Genomic DNA, 21,299 nt, shown 5'->3' on the forward strand with positions numbered 1-21,299 from the left:
CCCTTAAAAAGCTTATTCTTCAACAATAGGCATATCTGCATCATCTGCAAGTGCTACCTCTTCAGTAACTACATCTACATTTTCACTGTTTTCACTAAGATTTTCAAGTGATTCGGCTTGATTTTGTAAAGCTTCCATGTCAGATTCAGATTTGATATCAATCTTGAAACCTGTTAAACGTGCCGCTAAACGAACATTTTGCCCACGCTTCCCAATCGCTAATGATAATTGGTTGTCAGGCACAACTACTGTACATGCCCGTTCATTTTCAGAATCAAAAATCACATTTAAAACTTCGGCCGGGTTCAAAGCGTTGGTAATGAAGTTGGCATTGTCTTCATCCCACTGCACGATATCCATGTTTTCGCCTTTAAGTTCATTAACGATACTTTGTACACGTTCCCCCCGAGGACCGACACAAGTTCCGACAGGGTCGATACTATCGTTGTTAGACCGCACCGCAACCTTTGCCCGGTCACCAGCTTCGCGTGCGATGGACATAATTTCCACCGTACCATCATAGATTTCAGGAATTTCTTGTTCAAATAAACGCTTAAGCAAATCAGGGTGTGAACGACTTACATAAACTTGCGGACCCTTAGTTTCATTCTTAACTTCATAAATGTAAACCTTAATGCGATCGTGAGGCTTATATTCTTCCCCAGCAATTTGGTCTTGACGTGACAAAACAGCTTCAACTTTTCCTAAGTTTACATAGATGAAGTTACGGTCTTGTCGTTCTACTTCCCCCATCACAATTTCTTCAGCATATTGACTGTATTCATTGTAAATATTGTTTCTTTCTTCTTCCCGCACTCGTTGCATAATAACTTGCTTAGCTGTTTGCGCAGCAATCCGACCGAAGTCACGTGGCGTAACTTCTAATTTAATAGTGTCTCCAACTTCGTAAGCCCTATTAAGTTCTAGGGCATCATCTAAGGCGATTTCTAGTTGGGAATCAAAAACTGTCCGCACTACTTCTTTAACGGCGTAAACGTGAATATCACCACGTACACGATCGAATTCAACTTCAACATTTTGCGCTTGACCGTAGTTACGGTTGTAGGCCTTAATCAAAGCTTGTTCTAAAGCTTCAATAATAATTTCTTTGTCAACGCCTTTTTCAGCTTGTAAGTTATCAAGCGCGTTTAATAATTCCTTACTCATGTTTATTCTCCTTAATTTAAAATTTAATTGCTAAGCGGGCTTTGGCGATTTGCTTACGAGGGATTTCAATAGCTTTTCTTCTCGTTTTATCCATATATTCCAAAGTTAAGCTATCCTCTTTTAAAGCCACTAAGTCACCTTCATAAATCTTGGCTCCGTTAAGCTGTTGGTATAAAGAAACATTAATGTACTTGCCCACAGCTCTTTGGTAGTCACTTTCTTTTTTTAGGGGCCGTTCTGCTCCAGGAGAGGAGACTTCCAAATAGTAAGCTTGTGGAATTGGATCTGGATCACAAGCATCCAAAATTTCACTTAGTTCATCACTGATTAAAGCACATTCATCAATGGTAATTCCTTGTGGTTTATCAATAAAAACCCGTAAATACCAGCTTTTACCTTCTTTCACAAACTCTAAATCCACTAATTCAAACTGATGTTTTTCTAAAAGTGGCGCCACCATTTGGGTCACAGTTTCAACAACACTGCTCACATGTCTACCTCCTTTATTTTCACTCGGCTTTCCAACAAAAAGAGTGAGCATCACTGCTCACTCTCACCGAGTATTAACATTACATAGTATAACACCACTACTGTTATTTTTCAACGTTTTTAATCCGTAAAAAGAAAATCAAGTTAACTTTTCATAAAAGTGGAAAACTACTAAGAAAACCAGAACTAAAAAATATCATCAAACAAACTCAATTGATTTTCATCTGGTAAGTTATCTAAGACATGATTGCGCGACATAAATTCAATCAACGTGTTCGAAACTTTTCCACGGTTAGAAAGATCTTCTTTGGATAAGAAGGCTTGTTCTTCGCGAGCCGCCACAATTTGTTTAGCCACATTCAATCCTAAACCGGGAATGGCTGTAAATGGCGCCAATAACTTATTATCTTCAATTAACCAGTCAGTGGCATCGGAACGCTCTAAATTCACCATTTCAAATTCAAAGCCCCGTTCCAACATTTCGTTAGCCAGTTCTAGAACCGTTAAAAGATTTTTATCTTTGGCAGTCGCATCATTACCCTGGTCATTAATTTCCTTCATCCGTGCCTTAACGGCTTCTTTTCCATGTGCCATGGCTTCAACATCAAAGTCGTCGGCCCGTACAGAGAAATAAGCAGAATAGTAAACCAAAGGGAAATAGACTTTGAAATAGGCAATTCGTAAGGCCATCAAAACATAAGCCGCAGCGTGAGCTTTCGGGAACATGTACTTGATTTTAAGACAAGCTCCAATGTACCATTCCGGCACGTTAGCTTCCCGCATTTGAGCTTGCCAATCATCAGGAATTCCCTTCCCTTTCCGCACACTTTCCATAATCTTGAAGGCGATATCGGATTCAACCCCCATGTGAATTAAATCCATCATAATGTCATCCCGACAACCAATAACTTCTGGCATAGTAACCGTTCCATTTTGAATTAATTCTTCGGCATTACCTAACCAAACGTCGGTTCCATGCGAAAGTCCGGAAATCTTTAGTAATTCCGCAAAAGTTTTCGGTTTGGTTTCTTCTAACATTCCACGCACAAAACGCGTCCCAAATTCTGGTACCCCTAAGGTCCCAGTCTTAGACTGAATTTGTTCCGGTGTAACTCCCAAAATTTCCGTACCAGAAAAGAGTGCCATCACCCCTGGATCATCTGTCGGAATGGTTTTAGGCTCAATTCCAGATAAATCTTGTAGCATCCGAATCATGGTGGGATCATCGTGTCCTAAAATATCCAGTTTTAAAATATTGTCGTGGATAGAGTGGAAATCAAAGTGCGTCGTTCGCCAAGTAGCAGTTACATCGTCAGCAGGATATTGAATTGGAGTAAAGTCATAAATATCCATGTAGTCTGGCACAACTAAGATACCTGCGGGGTGCTGCCCGGTAGTTCGCTTAACCCCAGTAGCGCCCATCGCCAAACGGTCCACTTCCGCCGCTCGAATGTGTAAATCATGATCACGTTCATAAGCCTTAACATAGCCATAAGCCGTCTTTTCAGCTACCGTACCAATCGTACCTGCCCGATACACATTGTTTTCCCCAAACAAGACCTTAGTATAATTGTGAGCAATCGGTTGGTAGTCCCCTGAAAAGTTCAAATCAATATCGGGAACCTTATTCCCCTTGAAACCTAAGAAAGTTTCGAAAGGAATATCTTGACCATCTTTAACTAAAGGGGTTTGACATTCGGGACAGTTCTTATCTGGCAAGTCATACCCCGAACCATACTCACCTTTTTCATAAAAGAAAGAATACTTACAATTTGGACAACGATAATGCGGTGGCAAAGGATTAACCTCAGTAATTCCTGTCAAGGTTGCTACTAAACTGGAACCCACCGATCCCCGAGAACCAACCAAGTAGCCATCTTTGTTGGATTTATGCACCAATTTTTGTGAAATCAGGTAAATTACTGAGAAACCATTTCCAATAACCGATTTTAATTCCTTATCAATCCGAGCTTGCACTAGGTCTGGTAATGGATTACCATACCATTCTTCCGCTTTATTCATTGTTAAATTGCGAATGTCATCTTCGGCCCCTTCCATCTTCGGTGTGTATAATTTATCTTTCACTGGTGAAATTTCTTCACACCAATCAACAACAATTTGGGGATTATCTATGACGATTTCATGTGCTAACTCCTCACCCAAATAGCCAAATTCGGTCATCATTTCATCCGTCGTTCTAAAGTGCGCATCTGGCAATTGCGGGAGACGATTTAAAATATTAGCTCCACCTTGGGAAGATACCAAAATCTCCCGGTAAATTGCATCTTCAGGATTCAAATAATGGACATCGCCAGCAGCAACTACCGGTTTACCCATTTCTTTACCAAGCTTGACAATATTACCAATAATTTCTTGCATTTGTTGGTCACTGTTAATCGTACCTGCATTCCAGTAATCGGCATAAAGCGCACTGGGGTGAACCTCCAAATAATCATAAAATTCTGCTACACGGCGGGCGTGTTCATAACCTTGACGAGCCATGGCATCAAAGACTTCTCCCACAGCCCGACCTTCACCATCACCAGTCCCTATAACTAGCCCTTCGCGATATTCTTCTAGAACTGAACGCGGAATTCTAGGCACTTGATAGAAATACTTAGTCATGGCTAGGGAAGCCAACTTAAAAAGATTCTTTAAACCGGCTTGAGTCTTAGCAATAATTGTGGCATTAAAAGGATGTTCTTTTTGATAAGAATCGTCCCGCTTACTATGGGCATTCAATTCGTCATGAAACTCCACGTGTAAGTTTTCCCGAGCATCTTTTAGCATCCGGTAGTAAATTTGACCAGTAACTTCCGCGTCATAGATGGCCCGGTGGTGACTTTCATTGACTAATTTGAACTTCTTAGTTAAGTTAGCCAAACCATAACGTTTCATATCAGGATAGAGAGCCCAAGCTAAAGTCAAGGTATCAATCAAAGGCTCAGTAATTCTTTCGATTCCGTAACTGCTGTAGGCGGTATTGATATAATCAATATCAAAGACCGCATTATGAGCAACCATAATCGTGCCCTGGCAAAATTCTTTAAAGAGCCGTAAAACTTCTTCTTCACTCTTGGAACCGCGTACCATTTCGTTGGTAATGTGGGTCAATTCTGTTGTCTGAGGTGATAATGGAAATCCCGGATCAATAAATTCTTCGAATTCCGCAATTACTTCGCCATCTTTCATCTTGACGGCCGCCACTTCAATTAATTTCCCGTAAGCCGCTGATAAACTCGTGGTTTCTGTATCGAAAACCACATAAGTCGCATCCTTTAAGGACACGTGGTCTTCATTGTAGGCAATCGGCGTCCCGTCTTCGACTACGCTGGCTTCCAAACCATACAAAATTTTAACACCATTTTTCTTACCAGCACTATGCGCTTCAGGGAAAGCCTGCAGATTACCATGGTCAGTTACAGCAATAGCTTTATGGCCCCACTTGGCAGCTTGAGCAACATATTCGGAAATCGAATTAGTCGCGTCCATAGTTGACATAGTCGTGTGGAGGTGTAATTCGGCCCGTTTTTCACCTTCTGGTGCCAGGTCCTTACGACTAGGGTGACCAACTTCATTAATATCGTAGGCCGTTACTGCCAAATCACGTAAAAATTCATCCTCTTTAACAGGCCCCCGAACTTTAACCCAGATACCTTTTTTCACAGTTTCAAAGATAGCGGCTTCTTCATCATTGTTAGAAAACTTCTTCACTACAAAAGATGACGTATAGTCCGTTACCTTCATGGTTAAAAGCTTCCGCCCAGTCTTAAAGGTCCGCACTTCCACATCAAAAACATACCCTTCCAAGAAGACATTTTTTTCTTCTTCGGTAATGGTATTCATTTGACGAATTTCGGCATTCTCATTAATTGGCTTTCCCAAAACCAAAGGCCCATCTGGCACCGACACACTATCAGCCTGTTTGGCCCGGGTTGCTTCTTTTTGTTTGATTGCTTCCAAAGCTTTTTGAGCTAATTGAGCATCGTTTTCAGCCCTTTTCTTCTTATATTCCGTAATCTTTTCTTGCGTCTTGGAATTATCAACGATGGTTTGAATATTAAACTTTGGGAAACCCATCCGTTGATAAGAGGCTTCAATCGGACCTAAAGCCGTTTTTTTGAGAAAATTTTGCACAATTTCATTATCCGCCAGCAACATGACCCGGTCGCCTTCTAAATAAGGAACTTGATTTTCTGCTAAAGAAATCAACATTGGCGATGAAACCCCACTAGTTTTAACTACCCATTGCCAATAGTCACCTAAATTTTGATTAGTTATTACCGGTTGACGACTAGTAAAAGCAATTTCGGTTTTAGCAATTTGTCCAAACGCCGCTCTTAATTGATGGCTAAAGGTTACAAAGGTCTGGTAAGGCATGATATCAGGAACATCTAAGAGAAATGTCCACCGCTTCGATTTGGTGTGTACAATTACTTCTTGGATCTGGATTTGCGCAAAATAATCCGTTAGTTCACTTTCCGGCTGCCAATCTATTTGTTCCATGAGATGCTGAAACAATTCATGCTTATCAATGGCCATAATTTTCCCCTTTCCTTAAGAAAAACCCCAAGCGAGTTGGGGTTTAAATTTAATCTTCTTGGTTTTGTAATAAAATTTGAATGGAGTTCAAAACTTCATCTTGCATAACTTCAATGGTTTCACCAGTTTTACGAAGTTTGATTTCAACGATTCCTTCACTAGCTTTCTTACCAACTGTCACACGAACAGGTAACCCAATCAAGTCAGAGTCAGCAAATTTAACCCCAGGGCGTTCTTGACGATCGTCTACCAAGACACTGTAACCAGCAGCCTCTAAGTTTTGAGTCAAGGCTTCTGCTAATTCAACTTGTTCTTGCTTTTTAGCATTGATTGGCACCACGTGAATGTCAAATGGCGCAATATTCTTAGGCCAAATCATCCCGTTTTCATCACAGTGCTGTTCCACAATTGCGGATAAGAGACGGGAAACCCCAATCCCATAACACCCCATAATAATTGACTTTTGGCGACCATTTTCATCTAAAACCTTACCATCCAAACTATCTGTATAACGGGTCCCTAACTTAAAGATGTGACCAATTTCAATCCCACGAGTAAATCGCAAATGACCTTCACCATCAGGAGAGAGTTCCCCTTCTTCAACAGTCCGCAGGTCTAAGAATTCATCAACACGATAATCACGATTTAAATTAGCATTCTTAAAGTGGAAACCATCTTCATTAGCGCCCACAACCGCATTTTCCAAACCTTCAACATCTAAATCCGCTAAAACTTTAATATCTTCCGCTAAGCCAATAGGACCTAGAGAACCAAAGTTGGCACCTAAAAGTTTGACTACTTCTTCTTCAGTAGCTGGGCGTAAATCACTAGCATCTAAAGCGTTAGTTAATTTCACTTCGTTAACTTGGTCATTACCGACCATCAAAACCACAACTGGTTGATCGTCAGCCATAAAGACCAAGGTCTTAATAGCTTTCTTGACGTCTAACTTCAAAAATGTCACAACTTCATCAATTGTCTTCACATCAGGAGTCGCTACTTTTTCTAAATTTTGGAGTGATTCGTGAGTTGTCTTACCTTGGCGCAAATTCTTAGCCATTTCCAAGTTAGCAGCATAATCACTTTCGTCTGAGTAAACTACTGTGTCTTCCCCGATAGGAGCAATAGCCATGAATTCCTTGGAATCGCTCCCCCCCATAGCACCGGCATCCCCGATAATAGAACGATAGTTTAAACCAACTCGATCAAAAATATTTTGGTAGGCTTGGTCCATATCTCGGTAGGATTGGTCTAAGGATTCATCATCCGCGTGGAAGGAGTAAGCATCTTTCATTAAGAATTCCCGCCCCCGTAATAAACCGAAACGAGGACGATTTTCATCACGGTACTTCATTTGAATTTGGTAAAGGGTTAAAGGTAATTTCTTGTAAGACTTAACCGCATCACGAACGATTGTGGTCATTGTTTCTTCATGAGTTGGTCCTAAGATAAAGTCACGATCATGGCGATCTTTTAACTTAAATAAGTTAGGACCGTATGATTCATAACGGCCAGATTCTTGCCACAATTCCGCTGGCAAGACTGCGGGCGCCAACATTTCGACCGCATCAATCTTTTCCATTTCTTCACGAATAATATTTTCAATCTTTAATAAAACTTTGTTAGCCAAAGGCAAGTAAGCGTACATCCCGGCAGAAACCTGTTTGATGTAGCCTGCACGCAACATTAATTGGTGGCTAATTGCTTCCGCATCGGAAGGCACTTCCTTTAAGGTTGGAATTAACATTTTTGATTGTTTCACAATAATTCTCCTTTTTTAAACCGCTCAATTAAAAGAAGAAGCGGTGTAAATCATTTAAAGTTACTAGAACCATTAAAATCAAGAGGAAAGCGACCCCAACCAAGGTAATCGTTAATTCCGCCTTTTCTTCTAATGGTTTACGTCGAATGGCCTCGACAATATTCAAGACTAGTTTACCACCATCTAAAGCTGGAATCGGTAGTAAATTCATAATTCCCAAGTTAACCGATAAAAGCGCCAAAAGTGAAACTACACTGGTTAAACCATAATGAGCGGCTTGCGAGGTAAAAGAATACATAGCTACCGGCCCACCAAGGTCATTTAAGCTAAACCCTTGCGTAAACATAGCCCCTAAAGCGCTAAATACAGCTGTAATAGTTGCCCACGTTGCAGTAAAACCGTAAGCAATCATAGCACTCACAGAAGAATTCAACTTTTGTTTGGATTGAATTCCAATAATCACGGATTTTTGGCCCGAGACCTCTTTGGTCTTCGGTGTTACCTGAAACTTTTGTAAGTGTCCCTGACGCTTAACCGTCACTGTTAATTCCTGATTAGCACTTTGGGATATTTTTTGTGTTAACTGACGCCAATTTTTAATCTTGGTTTGGTTGATTTGAACAATTCGGTCACCCTTCTTTAACCCTGCTACATAGGCTGGTGAGTCCTTTTGCACCGTGGCTAAAGTAGTGGTGGTCGTCACTACTCCCCCTTGAAGGAAGGCAACGACTGCAAATGCAACAATCGCTAATAAAAAGTTATTAAACGGCCCTGCAAAATTCGTTAGCATCCGCCGGGGTAAAGTTGCTTCTTGAAATTGGACATCTCGTGGCGCAATCTGTAAAGGTGTGCCGTCTTTTTCAACAATTAAAGCATCATGATCCACGACGTAACGCTTTAACTCATCTTCTTGACCATTTTCATAACCTTCCAGCCACAAACCATCGGTTAAATCCCAGTCGGTCAATTCCAAAGGAATTCCGTTCAAAAGGGTAACTTTTTGACTGGTATTAATCTGGGTCACTTGTCCCTCAGAATTTAACTGCAAAGTTAAAGGCATTCCCTTTTGAAGTTCTTCTTCATCATCTTGGTTACCAGCCATACGGACATACCCCCCTAAGGGCAAAATCCGAATGGTGTAGGTTGTTTCGTTTTTCCGATAGGAAAAAATTTTGGGACCCATCCCAATTGCAAATTCTCGGACCATAATTCCTGCCCGCTTGGCCATCACATAATGGCCTAATTCATGGACAAAAACCAAAATTCCGAAAACAACTATAAAGGCAATAATGGTAATAACCATCAACTCATCCTTTCTCTTAGAACAAACCTGCAAAGTGCATTAATGGTAAGACAATCAAAGAAGAGTCGAACCGATCAAAAATTCCCCCGTGTCCCGGTAAGATATTACCCGAGTCCTTGACTCCATAATAACGTTTCAAGGCTGATTCAACTAAATCCCCTAATTGTCCCCCAATTGAGAAAATAAGAGTTAAACCTAACATGGAAACAAAGCTGTAACCTTGCTGTACAGCCGGGAACAAATGAAGGTAGATAGCCAATAAGACCACGGCACTCACCGTTCCTCCAATGGAACCCTCCCAGGTCTTGTTAGGACTAACATTAGGTGCTAATTTGTTTTTCCCGATTTGCCGGCCAATCAAGTAAGCCCCACTATCAGTAATCCAGACGATAAATAAGGCGTATAAAACCATGGCTAAACTTTCTGAACGAGCATCCATCATGTAGGAAAAACCTTTTCCTAGGTAAAGCACTCCTAAAGTCAAAGCACCAGCATCATCAAAAGAAAAACGGTTCTTTGAAAATACAGTATACACCAAGAGACACAAGATTAAAAAGTAAAAGACTCCACTGGTTGAAAATGTGTCTGGCAAAAAATCTAGGACCGAACTTGGTAATAACATGACTAAAACCGCTAGAAAGGAAATAATCGCTTCCGGTGAGATTAGCAAGCGTTTTTTCATCCGTAAAACTTCAGACATAGCCACTAAACCCATCAAAATTACCAAAGCGTTAAACCAAGCACCACCGAGCAATAATAATGGAATAAAAATTAACGCTGCAATAATAATCGTAATTACTCTTTGTTTCATTTACTCTTCCTCTTCTTTCAAACCACCAAAGCGCCGGTTACGGGCTTGGTAACTTTTAATAGCTTCTTGTAAGGCGACTTGATCAAAATCCGGCCACAGTATGTCCATAAAGACCATTTCACTGTAAGCTAATTGCCATAACAAGAAGTTTGAAATTCTTTCTTCCCCACTGGTCCGAATTAATAAATCTGGATCAGTATAGGGGGCTAAGTCAGCCGTCATCATATGTTGAGACAAAAGTTCCTCGCTAACTTCTTGTGCTGCTAGTTGGCCCTCATTAGCCATTTGAACCAAATTCGTCACCGCCGTAACGATTTCGGCCCGCCCCCCGTAATTTAGAGCAAAATTCAAGACCATCCCCGTACAATGCTTGGTTTGTTCAATGGCATCCAAGACCGCTTTTTGGGTCGATGCGGGGAGCTGTTCAGTATAACCCATGACCTTCACACGGACGTTATTTTCAATCAATTCCGGAACAAACTTGTTGAAAAATTTTTCCGGCAAATCCATCAGGTACTTAACTTCTCCTTCGGGCCGTTTCCAGTTTTCCGTTGAAAAAGCATAGAGGGTTAAAACTTTAACCCCTAAATCACTAGCAGCCTTGGTAATGGTTTTGACCGTTTCCATCCCCTGTTTATGTCCTGCCACGCGTGGCATGTGTCGTTTTTTGGCCCAGCGACCATTACCATCCATGATAATAGCGATGTGGGCAGGAATATTTTGCATATCAAGCTGAGTTTCTGGAACAGTACCGTTTTTAAAAATTTTGGTAAACAATTTTTTCACCCCTTTGTATAAGTAAGAAAACGGGGCAAGTTACTTTGCCCCGTTTTGTTATTAGCCTTGGAGAATTTCTTTTTCTTTATCAGCTGTAATGGCATCGATGTTTTTCACGGAAGCATCAGTTAACTTTTGAGCTTGGTCTTCCAAGTCACGCAAGTCATCTTCAGTTAAGTCACCGTTCTTTTGGGCCTTCTTCAAAGCATCCATCATATCCCGACGAATGTTACGCACCGCAACCTTCGCCTTTTCAGAAGTTGCCTTAACTTCCTTTGCTAATTCCTTCCGGCGTTCTTCTGTTAATTGTGGAATTACCAAACGGATGGCAGAACCATCATTAGCTGGGGTTAAACCCAAGTCAGAAGCCAATAAAGCATGTTCGACGTCTTTCAAAGATGATTTATCGTAAGGCGTAATCAATAAAACCCGAGCTTCAGGCACTGAAATTTGTGCCATTTGGTTCAAAGGTGTAGGGGCGCCATAGTAATCAACCATGACCCGATTTAACAAACTGGCATTGGCCCGGCCGGCCCGAATGTTACCTAACTCACGTTGTAAAGCTTCTTCAGCTTTAACCATTTTTGCTTGATTTTTTTCTAAAATAGCGTCCATATTATTTCCCTTCTACTGTTGTACCAACATTTTGACCTTCAACAACCTTCTTGATGTTGCCTCGTTCATTCATGTTAAAGACAACTAAAGGAATATCGTTATCCATGGAAAGTGAAGAAGCGGTAGTATCCATCACTTTCAGGCCCTTGTTGATAATTTCCATGTGTGTTAATTTTTCAAATTTTTGCGCTTCAGCATCATGCTTAGGATCAGCAGAGTAGACCCCGTCAACCCCATTTTTCGCCATCAAGATAACATCAGCATTAATTTCTGACGCACGTAAAGCAGCCGTCGTATCAGTTGAGAAGTAAGGCGAACCTGTCCCCGCTGCAAAAATCACAATCCGCCCTTTTTCCAAGTGACGAACAGCTTTTCTTCTGATATATGGTTCAGCAATTTGACGCATTTCAATCGCAGTTTGCACACGCGTTGGTACCCCAACTTTTTCCAAATTATCTTGTAAAGCCAAGGCATTCATGACCGTACCTAACATCCCGATGTAGTCTGCTTGGGCACGTTCCATTCCCATTTGAGCCCCAGCTTCACCACGCCACATGTTACCACCACCAACGACAATCGCAATTTCAACGCCTAAATCGTGAACTTCTTTGATTTCTTCAGCCACTTTCCGAATTTCCGGCGGATTAATCCCATGACCTTGAGCACCTGCTAAAGCTTCTCCACTCAATTTCATCACAACGCGTTTGTATTTTACGTCAGCCATATTATCCTCCTAATTTTATCTTTTTAGCTTATTTTATGATTAATTTTAAAAATAACGCAAAGTCCATTTGAACATATTTTACCATAAAACTCTAACCTTGAATATGGTTAATTTTGCCTCAAGAAATCGGCTAACTATATCTTTTTTGCTTTAAATTTGAGATAATAGACTTGAAAAAAATAAGGAGGAATTAATATGACTAAATTTTTTCAAAAGTTATGCTTTTTTAGTCTAATCCTCGCTAGTGGTTTACTCTTTCGTGTAACAACCATCGCCGCTAGCGGTAATTATACCATTACAAATTATGATGTAACGGCTAATATTCAAAAGGACGGTTCTGCTGATATCAGCCAAGCCGTTACTTATACTTTCAAAAACGGACAAACCAATGCGGTTTACCTCAACCAACCAATCATGGACGGGGCAACCACCACCATTCCAAGTGTGGTGGTCCAACAAGATGGTAAATCCTATCAACTAAGTCAAAGAGATGATGGCAGTAACGACACCTACAGTGTCATTAACAATGAAAATGGTTTACGCATTAAGGTCTATCATCAAATTTCTGATGCCACTGCCACTTTTTACTATACTTACCACCTCTCCCAAGGCATTACTAACTACACAGATACCGCTGCTTTAAATTGGCAGGTTATTGGCGACCAATGGAACACACCTTTAAATAATGTTCACATTCGCTTAAAGTTTGCTGATGGTAAAATTTCACCATTACAAGCCTGGGCTAACTCAGACGCTAAAACCAAGGTTACAGTTAACCAACCTAAAGGCCGAGTAACCATTGCCGCTAAGCAATTACCAGCGAAAACGAGTTTAGAATTTCTAACCACCTTCCCAACCAGTGCAACTGTCAATAACACTTTAGTTTCCAAACAAAACTATCAAAATCAGGCAAAAAATACCGTTCAAAGTTGGAAAGACCAGGCACAAGCTAAAGCACATCAAAAAGCCCAAGCTAACTTCTTCCAGCCTTTAATTACCCTTTTAATTGGTTTAGTCTTCGCTTTTGCTTGGCTCATCTTCTTATGGCGCCACCCCGAAAGTCGTCAACCGTGGCCCGAAGCCAATCCCCCACACTCATATGACTTGCCCGCCTTGCCACCTTTCATCGCCCAAGCCGTTTACTCGGACAACGTACCCGATAATAACGCTTTAGGGGCTTACCTTTTAGAATTAGCCATCAAGAAAAAAATTGCGATTCAACCAGTCGATCGCAAAAAAGATGACTACCAATTAACCCTCTTAGATGAAAGTTTGACCAATACAGACGTCGTAACAGATTTACTCTTTAACGTTGTGGGTGATGGTCAAAAAGTTACCTTAGAGCAACTACGTAAATACGGGGCTTCCAGACGAGGCGAAAAACAAATGTCTTATGTCTTTGAAGAATGGCAAGCCGGTGTACTTACTGCTGCTAAAGCTCACAAATATGTCAATTCTAAGAGTGCCCGGACTTTAGCTTGGAATTCAATCTTGGCTTTGGTTTCCGTTACCTTTTTGGTTGCGGCTATTTTCTTAGGCAATAGTCAAACCTTCTTACTTACGAGTCTCGCTATTTTAGCCCTTCTTGTACAAGCTGGCGTCTTTGCCTACTACTACCGCCACCATTCACCATACACACCACGCGGGGTTGAAGCTATCACGCACTTACGCGCTTTCCGTCACACCTTACGTGATTTAGACAAAATTGACATGAAAAAGCATGGTGATATCGATTACTGGGCTGAAGTACTACCATATTCTATCGCCTTTGGTTACAACAAACGGACCATCAAAGCTTTCAAAGCCAACTTTTCTGAAGAAGAATTGGCTAACCATTTAGGCGCTTCCTACCAAGCTTTCTTCACAGCTCCCGTTGGGTTTGGGGATCGTTTTACCGCTAGCTTCTCCAAAGCTGTCGATGCCTACAATGCCAATAAAAAGCGCCAAGAAACTCGCTACTAGACACATAACTATCTTTTCTAAAAATAGTAAAAACCTTAAGAAATCAACGTTTTAGGAAACATAATTTCTTAAGGTTTTTTTGGTTGCTCATAAAATTCTGTGTTTAGCATTTTCAAATAATTCTGAATATTTCTAATATTCTGGGTGCAGACTCACTTCTAGCGCGCTAACTTCAGATATTAGATTAGAATTAAGATGAAATAGTAATTTAATAAATCGATTACCCACAGACTTTTATTTGCGTAAATTTTTTAAAACCCAGCGTCGGAGCTTCATAACGCGCGCTTGCCCTAGCCAAGATATCAGGCGTCGCCGACGTTGTTGTTGCTTCGTCCCCCAGCTCGCCAAGTAGTGGTGAATGGAAATCGTTTCTGACGTCAGAAGATTTTCCACCTCATCGCCTGGCGCAATCGGATCAAGATAAGTAGCTGGTAAGATTCGTACCTTCTCTGTTTGCTTATTTTGAATCTGATAAGATTCGATAGCCATCGTATTTAAGTTAGGACAGGCCAAAGTTTCCTTTTGCTGAGGGTCAAAAACTAGCCCGTCATAGGCTGCTAACATAGCCTTAACTACTGGACTATGTTTTTTAGCTCCATAACCAAGACCTGTATTGATTTTTTGAATATCTTGTTGCATGCCCGCGTAAAAATCATTTTCTAACAAAAAATCTAGGTTACGCAATAATTCCACGTCTGTATCCAAGTATATTCCACCCTGCTCATAAATCACCTGTAGGCGCGCATAGTCTGATACAAAGGCCCATTGCCCTTGATCATATGCTTGCGCCATGAAAGGGTGCGCATGCACATCAAAGTTACTTTCATTCCACTCAGTAATTTCATAATCTGGACAGGCCTTTTTCCAAGTAACAATATTTTTTTTAACATGGCGGGGGAGTGGCTTGCCCCCAAACCAGCAATAGTGAATATGTTTGGGAATCATTTTACTTTTCCTCCACTTATTTTTTGATACTGCGCCTGATAGGCCAAAATAAATTTGGTATAACTAAACTCTTGAGCATAGGCTTTGGCCCCACAAACCGCCATTTTTTCCCGATCAACTTGCATCATAGTTAAGATTTTTTGGGCCAGGTCCTGGCTATCTTCACTACGAAAACTCAAACCTTCTACGCCAGCATGAACAATTTCCAAATTGCTAGGAATATCCGAGACAATCAGGGTTTTTTCACTAGCAAAAACTTCTAGCGGTGTTAGAGGAAAGCCCTCAAAACGTGAAGCCAGCACCACGAATTCTAACTCCTGCAAAATTGCGGGCACAACGGTTTGATTACCCAAAAATAAAACTTGCTGGGTCAGGCCTAAATCAGCTACCAACTTTTCAAGTTCTGCGCGCTTTTCTCCGTCACCGACAATCACACCTAAAACCTCCGAGTGTACTTGGCTAACCTCTTGAAGTGCACGAATAAAAATATCCATCCCCTTTTGTTCCGTTAAACGCCCGATACTACCGATTAAGTAACGGCCGCTTGCTTTGGCAGTTAATAGAGCTTGAGGTACGGTACCGCTTACGACTGGCTTTTCAATCGAATTATGAATCACAGTAATTTTTTCAGGAGCAATATGGTAAACTTCTTCCAAATTTTGTGCTACCGTCTTACCACAAGCCACAATAGTTGCTTTTTCGAGGGCAAATGCCATCATTTTTTGGCTATCTAAAAAAACATTATGAGCGGTATAAAGGTGCTTTAAATTCCGAAACTGCATTTGCAGCAGACGTCCATACACCGCACCTAAACGGTGATGACTGTGCACGATATCAATTTTTTCTTCTTTAACTACGCGACGCAAAGTCATCAACGTCCGCAAAATATTGGCAGGACTTTTAACCACCGTATCAGGAATTTCAAAGTGCTTGACCCCTTGAGCAGCTAGTAAAGGCACATAAAAACCTCCACAGGAGGCTACAAAATGACGGTCAGACTGATCATCTTTGCAAATTTGGTAAATGACCTTTTCGGCCCCCCCCTGTCCCATGGTTCTTGATAAATGTAAAATATTTGCCATTATTTTCTCCTCAACATGACTAATAAAAATTGCAGGCTCTTCTTAAATTTTTGAAAGGTATCTTCCTGATACCATACTAAGTAAGTTCCAAAGTAACGCCGACACAACTTTTTAAGTTGAATAAACGCTACTTTGGAAGGATAATTGCGACGATACAAGGGATAGAGCGCCAAGCGAAATAGTTTGGCTTGCAGTTGCTTGACTTGCTTGGTCGTTAAATTGGACTCCTGCTGGCGCAAGATATCCTGAATTGCTTGCGCGTAACGCAATTCGCCAGCTGCTGTATACAACCAATCAGGATTTTCACTGATAGTAACACTATTTTCGTTATAGTAATATCCATATAAAGCCAGTGGCACCTCTTTAATAACTAAATTTGCTTGACTGGCCACCACCTGGTAAATAAAGTTGGCATCTTCATAAAGTGTTAAGTCTTCATTAAAAATGTAGCCTTTGAGTACTGAAGCCGAAAAAAACTTATTCCACACTGAACCAAAAATTTCACGATCATTAAAGTTCATTTGGGTAAAAAGAGTTGCTCGATCCCAATCTTTAACAATCACATGTTCATTATCTTTATTTAGAAAGGCGCCGACCTCATTCGCTTTAATCACCTGCGCATGTACAACAGTCACCTGGTGGCTAGCTTGATGGACTTGCTGCACGATTTCTAATAAACGCGGATGTACCAGGTCATCAATATCACAAAAACCAATAATATCACCACTTGCTTGCTGCAAACCTACATTGCGCCCGTGTGAAACGCCGTGATTACCAATTCGGAATAGTTTCAGCTTTAAAGATCCCCGCTCTGCTTCCAAGATCTGAACAGAAGCATCCGTAGAGCCGTCATCGACCATGATTAATTCAAAATTTTGGTAAGTTTGAGCCTTAAAAGTAGCTAAAAATCGAGCCATAAATGCCTGACCATTATGAAAAGGTACAATAATTGAAATTTTAACTTCTTGTTTTTCCATTAGTAATTCGGACCCACTCTCATTCCTGTCTTACCTAAAATCCCATCCTTCCAAGCCTTAATAATCAAAGGTCCGTCATTTTTGAGACTCCGGTTGCGGGCTGAACGGATTAATAGACGTGGCCCAATCATAAATTGACTCAAGTGGCGGACCGCCCAAGTTTGACCATACTTTTTATTAAAAAGAATATTATTACGCACCTGGTAGTAGTCCTTCCAATTATAGAAATACTTGCCACTCGGGAACTGTTGTTCTAAGGTCGATAGTTGCCGGTGTAACTTGGCAGCCGTCACATATAAAATTTGACTATGTGCTTGTAGTCTTTGGGCGTAATCTGAATCATCATATAACAAAAAATAACTTGCATCCGGCAAACCTACCTGCTTCACTAAATCCATGGCAATTAAAGGACCTTCAAAGGTCATATCTTCCACGACATAAGTTTCCTTAGTAAAAGGGCTAAAGACTCGTTGTTTTTGTGTTTCAGTGATGTATTGCCCTAATTTACCCAATTCAAATTTCACAATCGCACTATCGCGATAATTAGCATCATCCCGACAAGGAATGGTTACATCGACTTGTCCAGGTAGCATCGGCGCCAATAATTTTTCTAAACAGTCAGTCTCAGGTAAAACATCATCATCCATAACCCAAACATAATCATACTTTTCCGATAAGCTGGTGGCCAGTTCGATAGCCTTAGCAAAGCCTCCAGAGCCCCCCGCATTGAACTCATTTTGATAAAAGTACTGATAACCCCTTGCGTCATGATTCATATAGAGTTGCGATTTTTTAACATCTTCTTTTAAGAATCCCTGGGCTTTCAAAGCCGGGATAGTCTCATCGGTACTACAATTATCTAAAATCAAAATTCCCGCCGGCTGATGACTTTGTTGCATTAACGCTGCTAAAGTCTTGAGCAAGGTTGCCTGGCGATTATAGGTCACCAAGACCACCAAAACTTGGACGGCATCCTTTTTATCATACATATTTTCTTCCTCAAATTTATCGTTATTATTTCTTAATATCATACCACGGAGTTTACTTTGATAAAAAACCTTAGGAAATCATCGCTTTTAGAACCTGATTTCTTAAGGTTTTTGACTTGTAAAATTTTTTCCGTCTTAATTTAGCATTCCATTTTAGCGACCAAATGCTGGTAATGTTTGTATAAATCAAAGAAATTTCCCCGAGGATTATCGGAGAGCCATGGCTTTTCTCGCCCACAAAAATGCAAGAAAACCGTTTCTTTAATTACCCGATCTAAATTCCAGTAGCCCTTACTTTGTAATTCATACTGGGTAAAGTAGCGAGTATCAAAATTATAAATTTCTTCCGCCACTTGGAAAATTTTATGGCCGTACAAAGCATTTAGAACATCCTGGTCCGGCAAAAATAACCTGTAATCATTATGACGAATATAGTCTAAAATATCTTGGCGTTTAACTTCCTGACGAATCTTCTTTAAATTCATCAATAACGTTCCAGAGTTATAATAAGTCTTTGCCTGATAATTTTCTAGGCGCACCTTATTAGCAATATCCACCAAACCATTTTCATTAACGTGACTCGCTGCCGCATACAAATAATCATTAATTTCTAAATCATAAAGTGGGGAAATATCATTGGTTACTAAAATATCGGCGTCTAAATACAAAATTTTGTCCAATGTCTCTGGTAAATATTCATGTGCTAATAAACGATAGTAAATAGTTTCCGGATAGCGATCAGTTGTTGGTGCATCTTCAAAGGCTCTCTCCCCAATAATAATTGGGTGATAGTTAATTTCGAGTTGATTACAAAATTTCTGAATCTCCACCGTTTTAGCAAGCTTTTGCTTTTGCAAAACATAGACATCTAACTCCGGATTATCTGAATTTTGATACAAGGAATAAAGTGTCACCTTAAACTGTTCGACATAACCATCATCAATCGAAAAGAGAATATTCATCGGTTCCTTCATTCCCAAGGATAATTCTGATCTACTCGGCGTTATCTGTTCGTCATGCATATTATGACTGCTATTACGTTTAGTTAAATACTTAAAAACCCGCTTGGGTAAGTAAGTCAGAGCCTTCGGAAAAGACTTCTCCCCACCATAACTAGCTAAGCGAAAATTATTATGCGCAATGAGCTCACCATAGTATTTTTCCAACTCTTGCCCGAAGTGAGTCGCAGAAATTTCGAAACATTTAGCTTGATAAGCGTCAGCCGTCATTGTTGGTGTTTGACTCACCGCCGTTAAAATTGCCTCCGCTAAATCCCCTTCGTCAGCATAGAGATAGCCAAACATAGGATCAGAAATCACATCATCCAAATATGCATTACTTTGAGCAATAACTGGTGTCTGGGACGCAATAGCTTCTAAATAAGTTAGCCCTTGAGTTTCACTAGTGGAAGCCGAAATGAAGAAGTTCGCCGCTTGGTAGTAGAGCACTGTTTGATCTGAAGGTACCATCCCAGTAAAAACTACATTTTCTTCAATCCCATTTTCTCTCACTAAATCCTCTAGGCGTTTGCGATATGGACCATCTCCAACCACAACCAGTTTAATTTTCGGATTAACTGCTAAAGCTTGAGGTAAAGCCTGAATCACCGCTTGAATGTTTTTCTCGTAGGAAATCCGCGACAAACTCAAGAGCATAATCTCATCATTAGCTATTCCGAGTTCTTGACGTTTAGCCTGAATCTCAGTTGCTGCAAATCGGGTTTGAAACTTCTCCAACTCAATCCCGGTTGAAATCACTCGCATCGGCGGTTTCACTTGATAACCTTGTAAAATATTTTTGACGATACCACTAGGACAAATCACCCCGTCAACGTCACTCAAAAATCCGCGTACAATATATTTAACCATACTAGGCCGAATTAAAAGCCCATTAGCAATGTAACGCGTGTAATCTTCATATTGCGTGTGATATGTGTGAACCACGGGAATTTTTAATTTATTAGCGATTGAAATCCCCATTAAGCCCAAAGAAAATTCAGTTTGGGTATGGATAATATCTAAATTATGTTCGCGAGCAATTTCTAAAGCTTCACTGGCTCCAGCAAAAGCTATTCGCCGATCGGTGAAAGCAAAGAAGGGAATACTTGGCAGTCTTACGATATCTTCATCTTCTTCAACGTCTACCCCCTTATCGGTGGTGGTGAAAATAATTACTTTATGCCCAAGCTTTTCAAGCTCTTCTTTGGCTGTACGAATACTAGTCGCCACCCCAGATACTTGTGGAAAGTATGTATCTGTAAAAAGTCCAATATTCAAAACATAAGCCTCCCATTTTAAATTCTTCTATCCATTATACCACGCTTTACTTAAAGCTAAGTTAATTTTTAGCAAAAGAAAAAGCCCCCAAAAATGAGAGCTACTTCTAATCTTTTTAACGTAACGGTACTTTCGCCAAGTTCAAATCAATGTGGCAGTAACCATAAGGATTCTTAATTAAGTAATCTTGATGATAATCTTCGGCTACAATGAAATTTTGCAAAGGTTCTAATTGCACCGCTAATTTTCTTCCGTCATGCTTAGCACTTACTCCATCCATCATTGCTTGAGCAATAGGGGCATCAGTTTGATCAACATAATAAATTCCAGTCCGATACTGACGCCCACGATCATTTCCTTGACGATTAACAGAAAATGGATCGATAATACGGAAATAATGCTGCAAAATTTCCTTAAGACTGATAATTTCAGGATTATATTTAAGATGAATAGTTTCCGCATGGTCCGTTAAAGCAACTAACTGGTAGTTAGTCTTAGTTGAAATTCCATTAGCATACCCCACTTCAGTCTCGATAATCCCAGACAGTTGACGGAAATAACCTTCTACTCCCCAAAAGCAACCAGCTGCTAAATAAATTTCTTTCATTAAGATTCATCCTTTCGCAAAAACATTGTACACGTCATAATTTAAATATACGCTTCCAGCCTCCAGCAGTCAAAATTTTTGCTTTAGAATCTCTTGGTGTATTCTGAAGTGCTAATACCATTTAGCTAATCATATCCAACGATCAATTTTTGTAACTTATCAATCCTCTGGGGATCCTACCAACTCAAACTATCCCCTAATTTCTCTATTCGTTCCTACTTAGTCTTGAGTTTGCGATTACATATCTCATAACTATCCCCTAAACAAATAA

15 protein-coding genes and 1 pseudogene are annotated in these 21,299 nt (G+C 40.4%); 1 reads left to right on the forward strand and 15 read right to left on the reverse strand.

The window, feature by feature from the left end; genetic code table 11:
- Positions 1-12: 12 nt before the first annotated feature.
- From nusA to pyrH, 9 genes are all read right to left on the reverse strand, one after another.
- Positions 13-1,167 (reverse strand): transcription termination factor NusA, encoded by a 1,155-nt coding sequence (nusA, locus tag FC36_RS09505; RefSeq protein WP_025020625.1) that lies wholly within the window; start codon positions 1,165-1,167, stop codon positions 13-15.
- A gap of 16 nt (positions 1,168-1,183) precedes the next feature.
- Positions 1,184-1,657 (reverse strand): ribosome maturation factor RimP, encoded by a 474-nt coding sequence (gene rimP / locus FC36_RS09510; protein ID WP_025020624.1) that lies wholly within the window; start codon positions 1,655-1,657, stop codon positions 1,184-1,186.
- Positions 1,658-1,842: 185 nt separating this feature from the next.
- On the reverse strand, positions 1,843-6,198 hold the full coding sequence (locus FC36_RS09515; protein ID WP_056986874.1) for a PolC-type DNA polymerase III: 4,356 nt from the start codon (positions 6,196-6,198) through the stop codon (positions 1,843-1,845).
- 49 nt (positions 6,199-6,247) lie between these two features.
- Positions 6,248-7,960: a proline--tRNA ligase gene (locus FC36_RS09520; protein WP_056986876.1), complete on the reverse strand. Its 1,713-nt coding sequence runs from the start codon at positions 7,958-7,960 to the stop codon at positions 6,248-6,250.
- 28 nt (positions 7,961-7,988) lie between these two features.
- Positions 7,989-9,263, reverse strand: a complete 1,275-nt coding sequence (rseP, locus tag FC36_RS09525) for an RIP metalloprotease RseP (RefSeq protein ID WP_025020623.1) — start codon at positions 9,261-9,263, stop codon at positions 7,989-7,991.
- 16 nt (positions 9,264-9,279) lie between these two features.
- Positions 9,280-10,074, reverse strand: coding sequence for a phosphatidate cytidylyltransferase (locus tag FC36_RS09530; protein WP_025020622.1), 795 nt, complete (start codon positions 10,072-10,074; stop codon positions 9,280-9,282).
- Positions 10,075-10,851, reverse strand: a complete 777-nt coding sequence (uppS, locus tag FC36_RS09535) for an undecaprenyl pyrophosphate synthase (RefSeq protein ID WP_025020621.1) — start codon at positions 10,849-10,851, stop codon at positions 10,075-10,077.
- A 60-nt stretch (positions 10,852-10,911) separates the two neighbouring features.
- Positions 10,912-11,466, reverse strand: coding sequence for a ribosome recycling factor (frr, locus tag FC36_RS09540; protein WP_023859665.1), 555 nt, complete (start codon positions 11,464-11,466; stop codon positions 10,912-10,914).
- 1 nt (position 11,467) lies between these two features.
- Positions 11,468-12,190 carry a UMP kinase gene (gene pyrH / locus FC36_RS09545; RefSeq protein ID WP_023859664.1) on the reverse strand — a complete coding sequence of 241 codons (723 nt, stop codon included), beginning with the start codon at positions 12,188-12,190 and terminating at the stop codon, positions 11,468-11,470.
- Positions 12,191-12,385: 195 nt separating this feature from the next.
- On the opposite strand from pyrH, the gene FC36_RS09550 reads away from it, so the two are divergent.
- Positions 12,386-14,152 (forward strand): DUF2207 domain-containing protein, encoded by a 1,767-nt coding sequence (locus tag FC36_RS09550; RefSeq protein ID WP_025020620.1) that lies wholly within the window; start codon positions 12,386-12,388, stop codon positions 14,150-14,152.
- A gap of 234 nt (positions 14,153-14,386) precedes the next feature.
- Here the strand turns inward: FC36_RS09550 and FC36_RS09555 are convergent, their stop codons facing one another.
- The 6 genes and pseudogenes from FC36_RS09555 to msrA form a co-directional block, all read right to left on the reverse strand.
- Complete coding sequence (locus FC36_RS09555; RefSeq protein WP_023859614.1) at positions 14,387-15,097, reverse strand: glycosyltransferase family 32 protein; 711 nt, start codon at positions 15,095-15,097, stop codon at positions 14,387-14,389.
- Positions 15,094-16,179 (reverse strand): glycosyltransferase, encoded by a 1,086-nt coding sequence (locus FC36_RS09560; RefSeq protein ID WP_023859613.1) that lies wholly within the window; start codon positions 16,177-16,179, stop codon positions 15,094-15,096. The genes FC36_RS09555 and FC36_RS09560 overlap by 4 nt, the downstream gene beginning before the upstream one ends.
- Positions 16,179-17,156 carry a glycosyltransferase family 2 protein gene (locus FC36_RS09565; RefSeq protein ID WP_025020618.1) on the reverse strand — a complete coding sequence of 326 codons (978 nt, stop codon included), beginning with the start codon at positions 17,154-17,156 and terminating at the stop codon, positions 16,179-16,181. Before FC36_RS09565 ends, FC36_RS09560 begins: the two co-directional genes overlap by 1 nt.
- Positions 17,156-18,145, reverse strand: coding sequence for a glycosyltransferase (locus FC36_RS09570; RefSeq protein ID WP_035190585.1), 990 nt, complete (start codon positions 18,143-18,145; stop codon positions 17,156-17,158). Before FC36_RS09570 ends, FC36_RS09565 begins: the two co-directional genes overlap by 1 nt.
- 140 nt (positions 18,146-18,285) lie before the next feature.
- Complete coding sequence (locus FC36_RS12725; RefSeq protein ID WP_056986878.1) at positions 18,286-20,421, reverse strand: glycosyltransferase; 2,136 nt, start codon at positions 20,419-20,421, stop codon at positions 18,286-18,288.
- A 121-nt stretch (positions 20,422-20,542) separates the two neighbouring features.
- Positions 20,543-21,028: pseudogene (msrA, locus tag FC36_RS09580) on the reverse strand (peptide-methionine (S)-S-oxide reductase MsrA); the annotation flags it as partial.
- Positions 21,029-21,299: the final 271 nt, after the last annotated feature.

The organism is Ligilactobacillus equi DSM 15833 = JCM 10991 (assembly GCF_001435735.1).
GTDB classification, from domain to species: Bacteria; Bacillota; Bacilli; order Lactobacillales; family Lactobacillaceae; genus Ligilactobacillus; species Ligilactobacillus equi.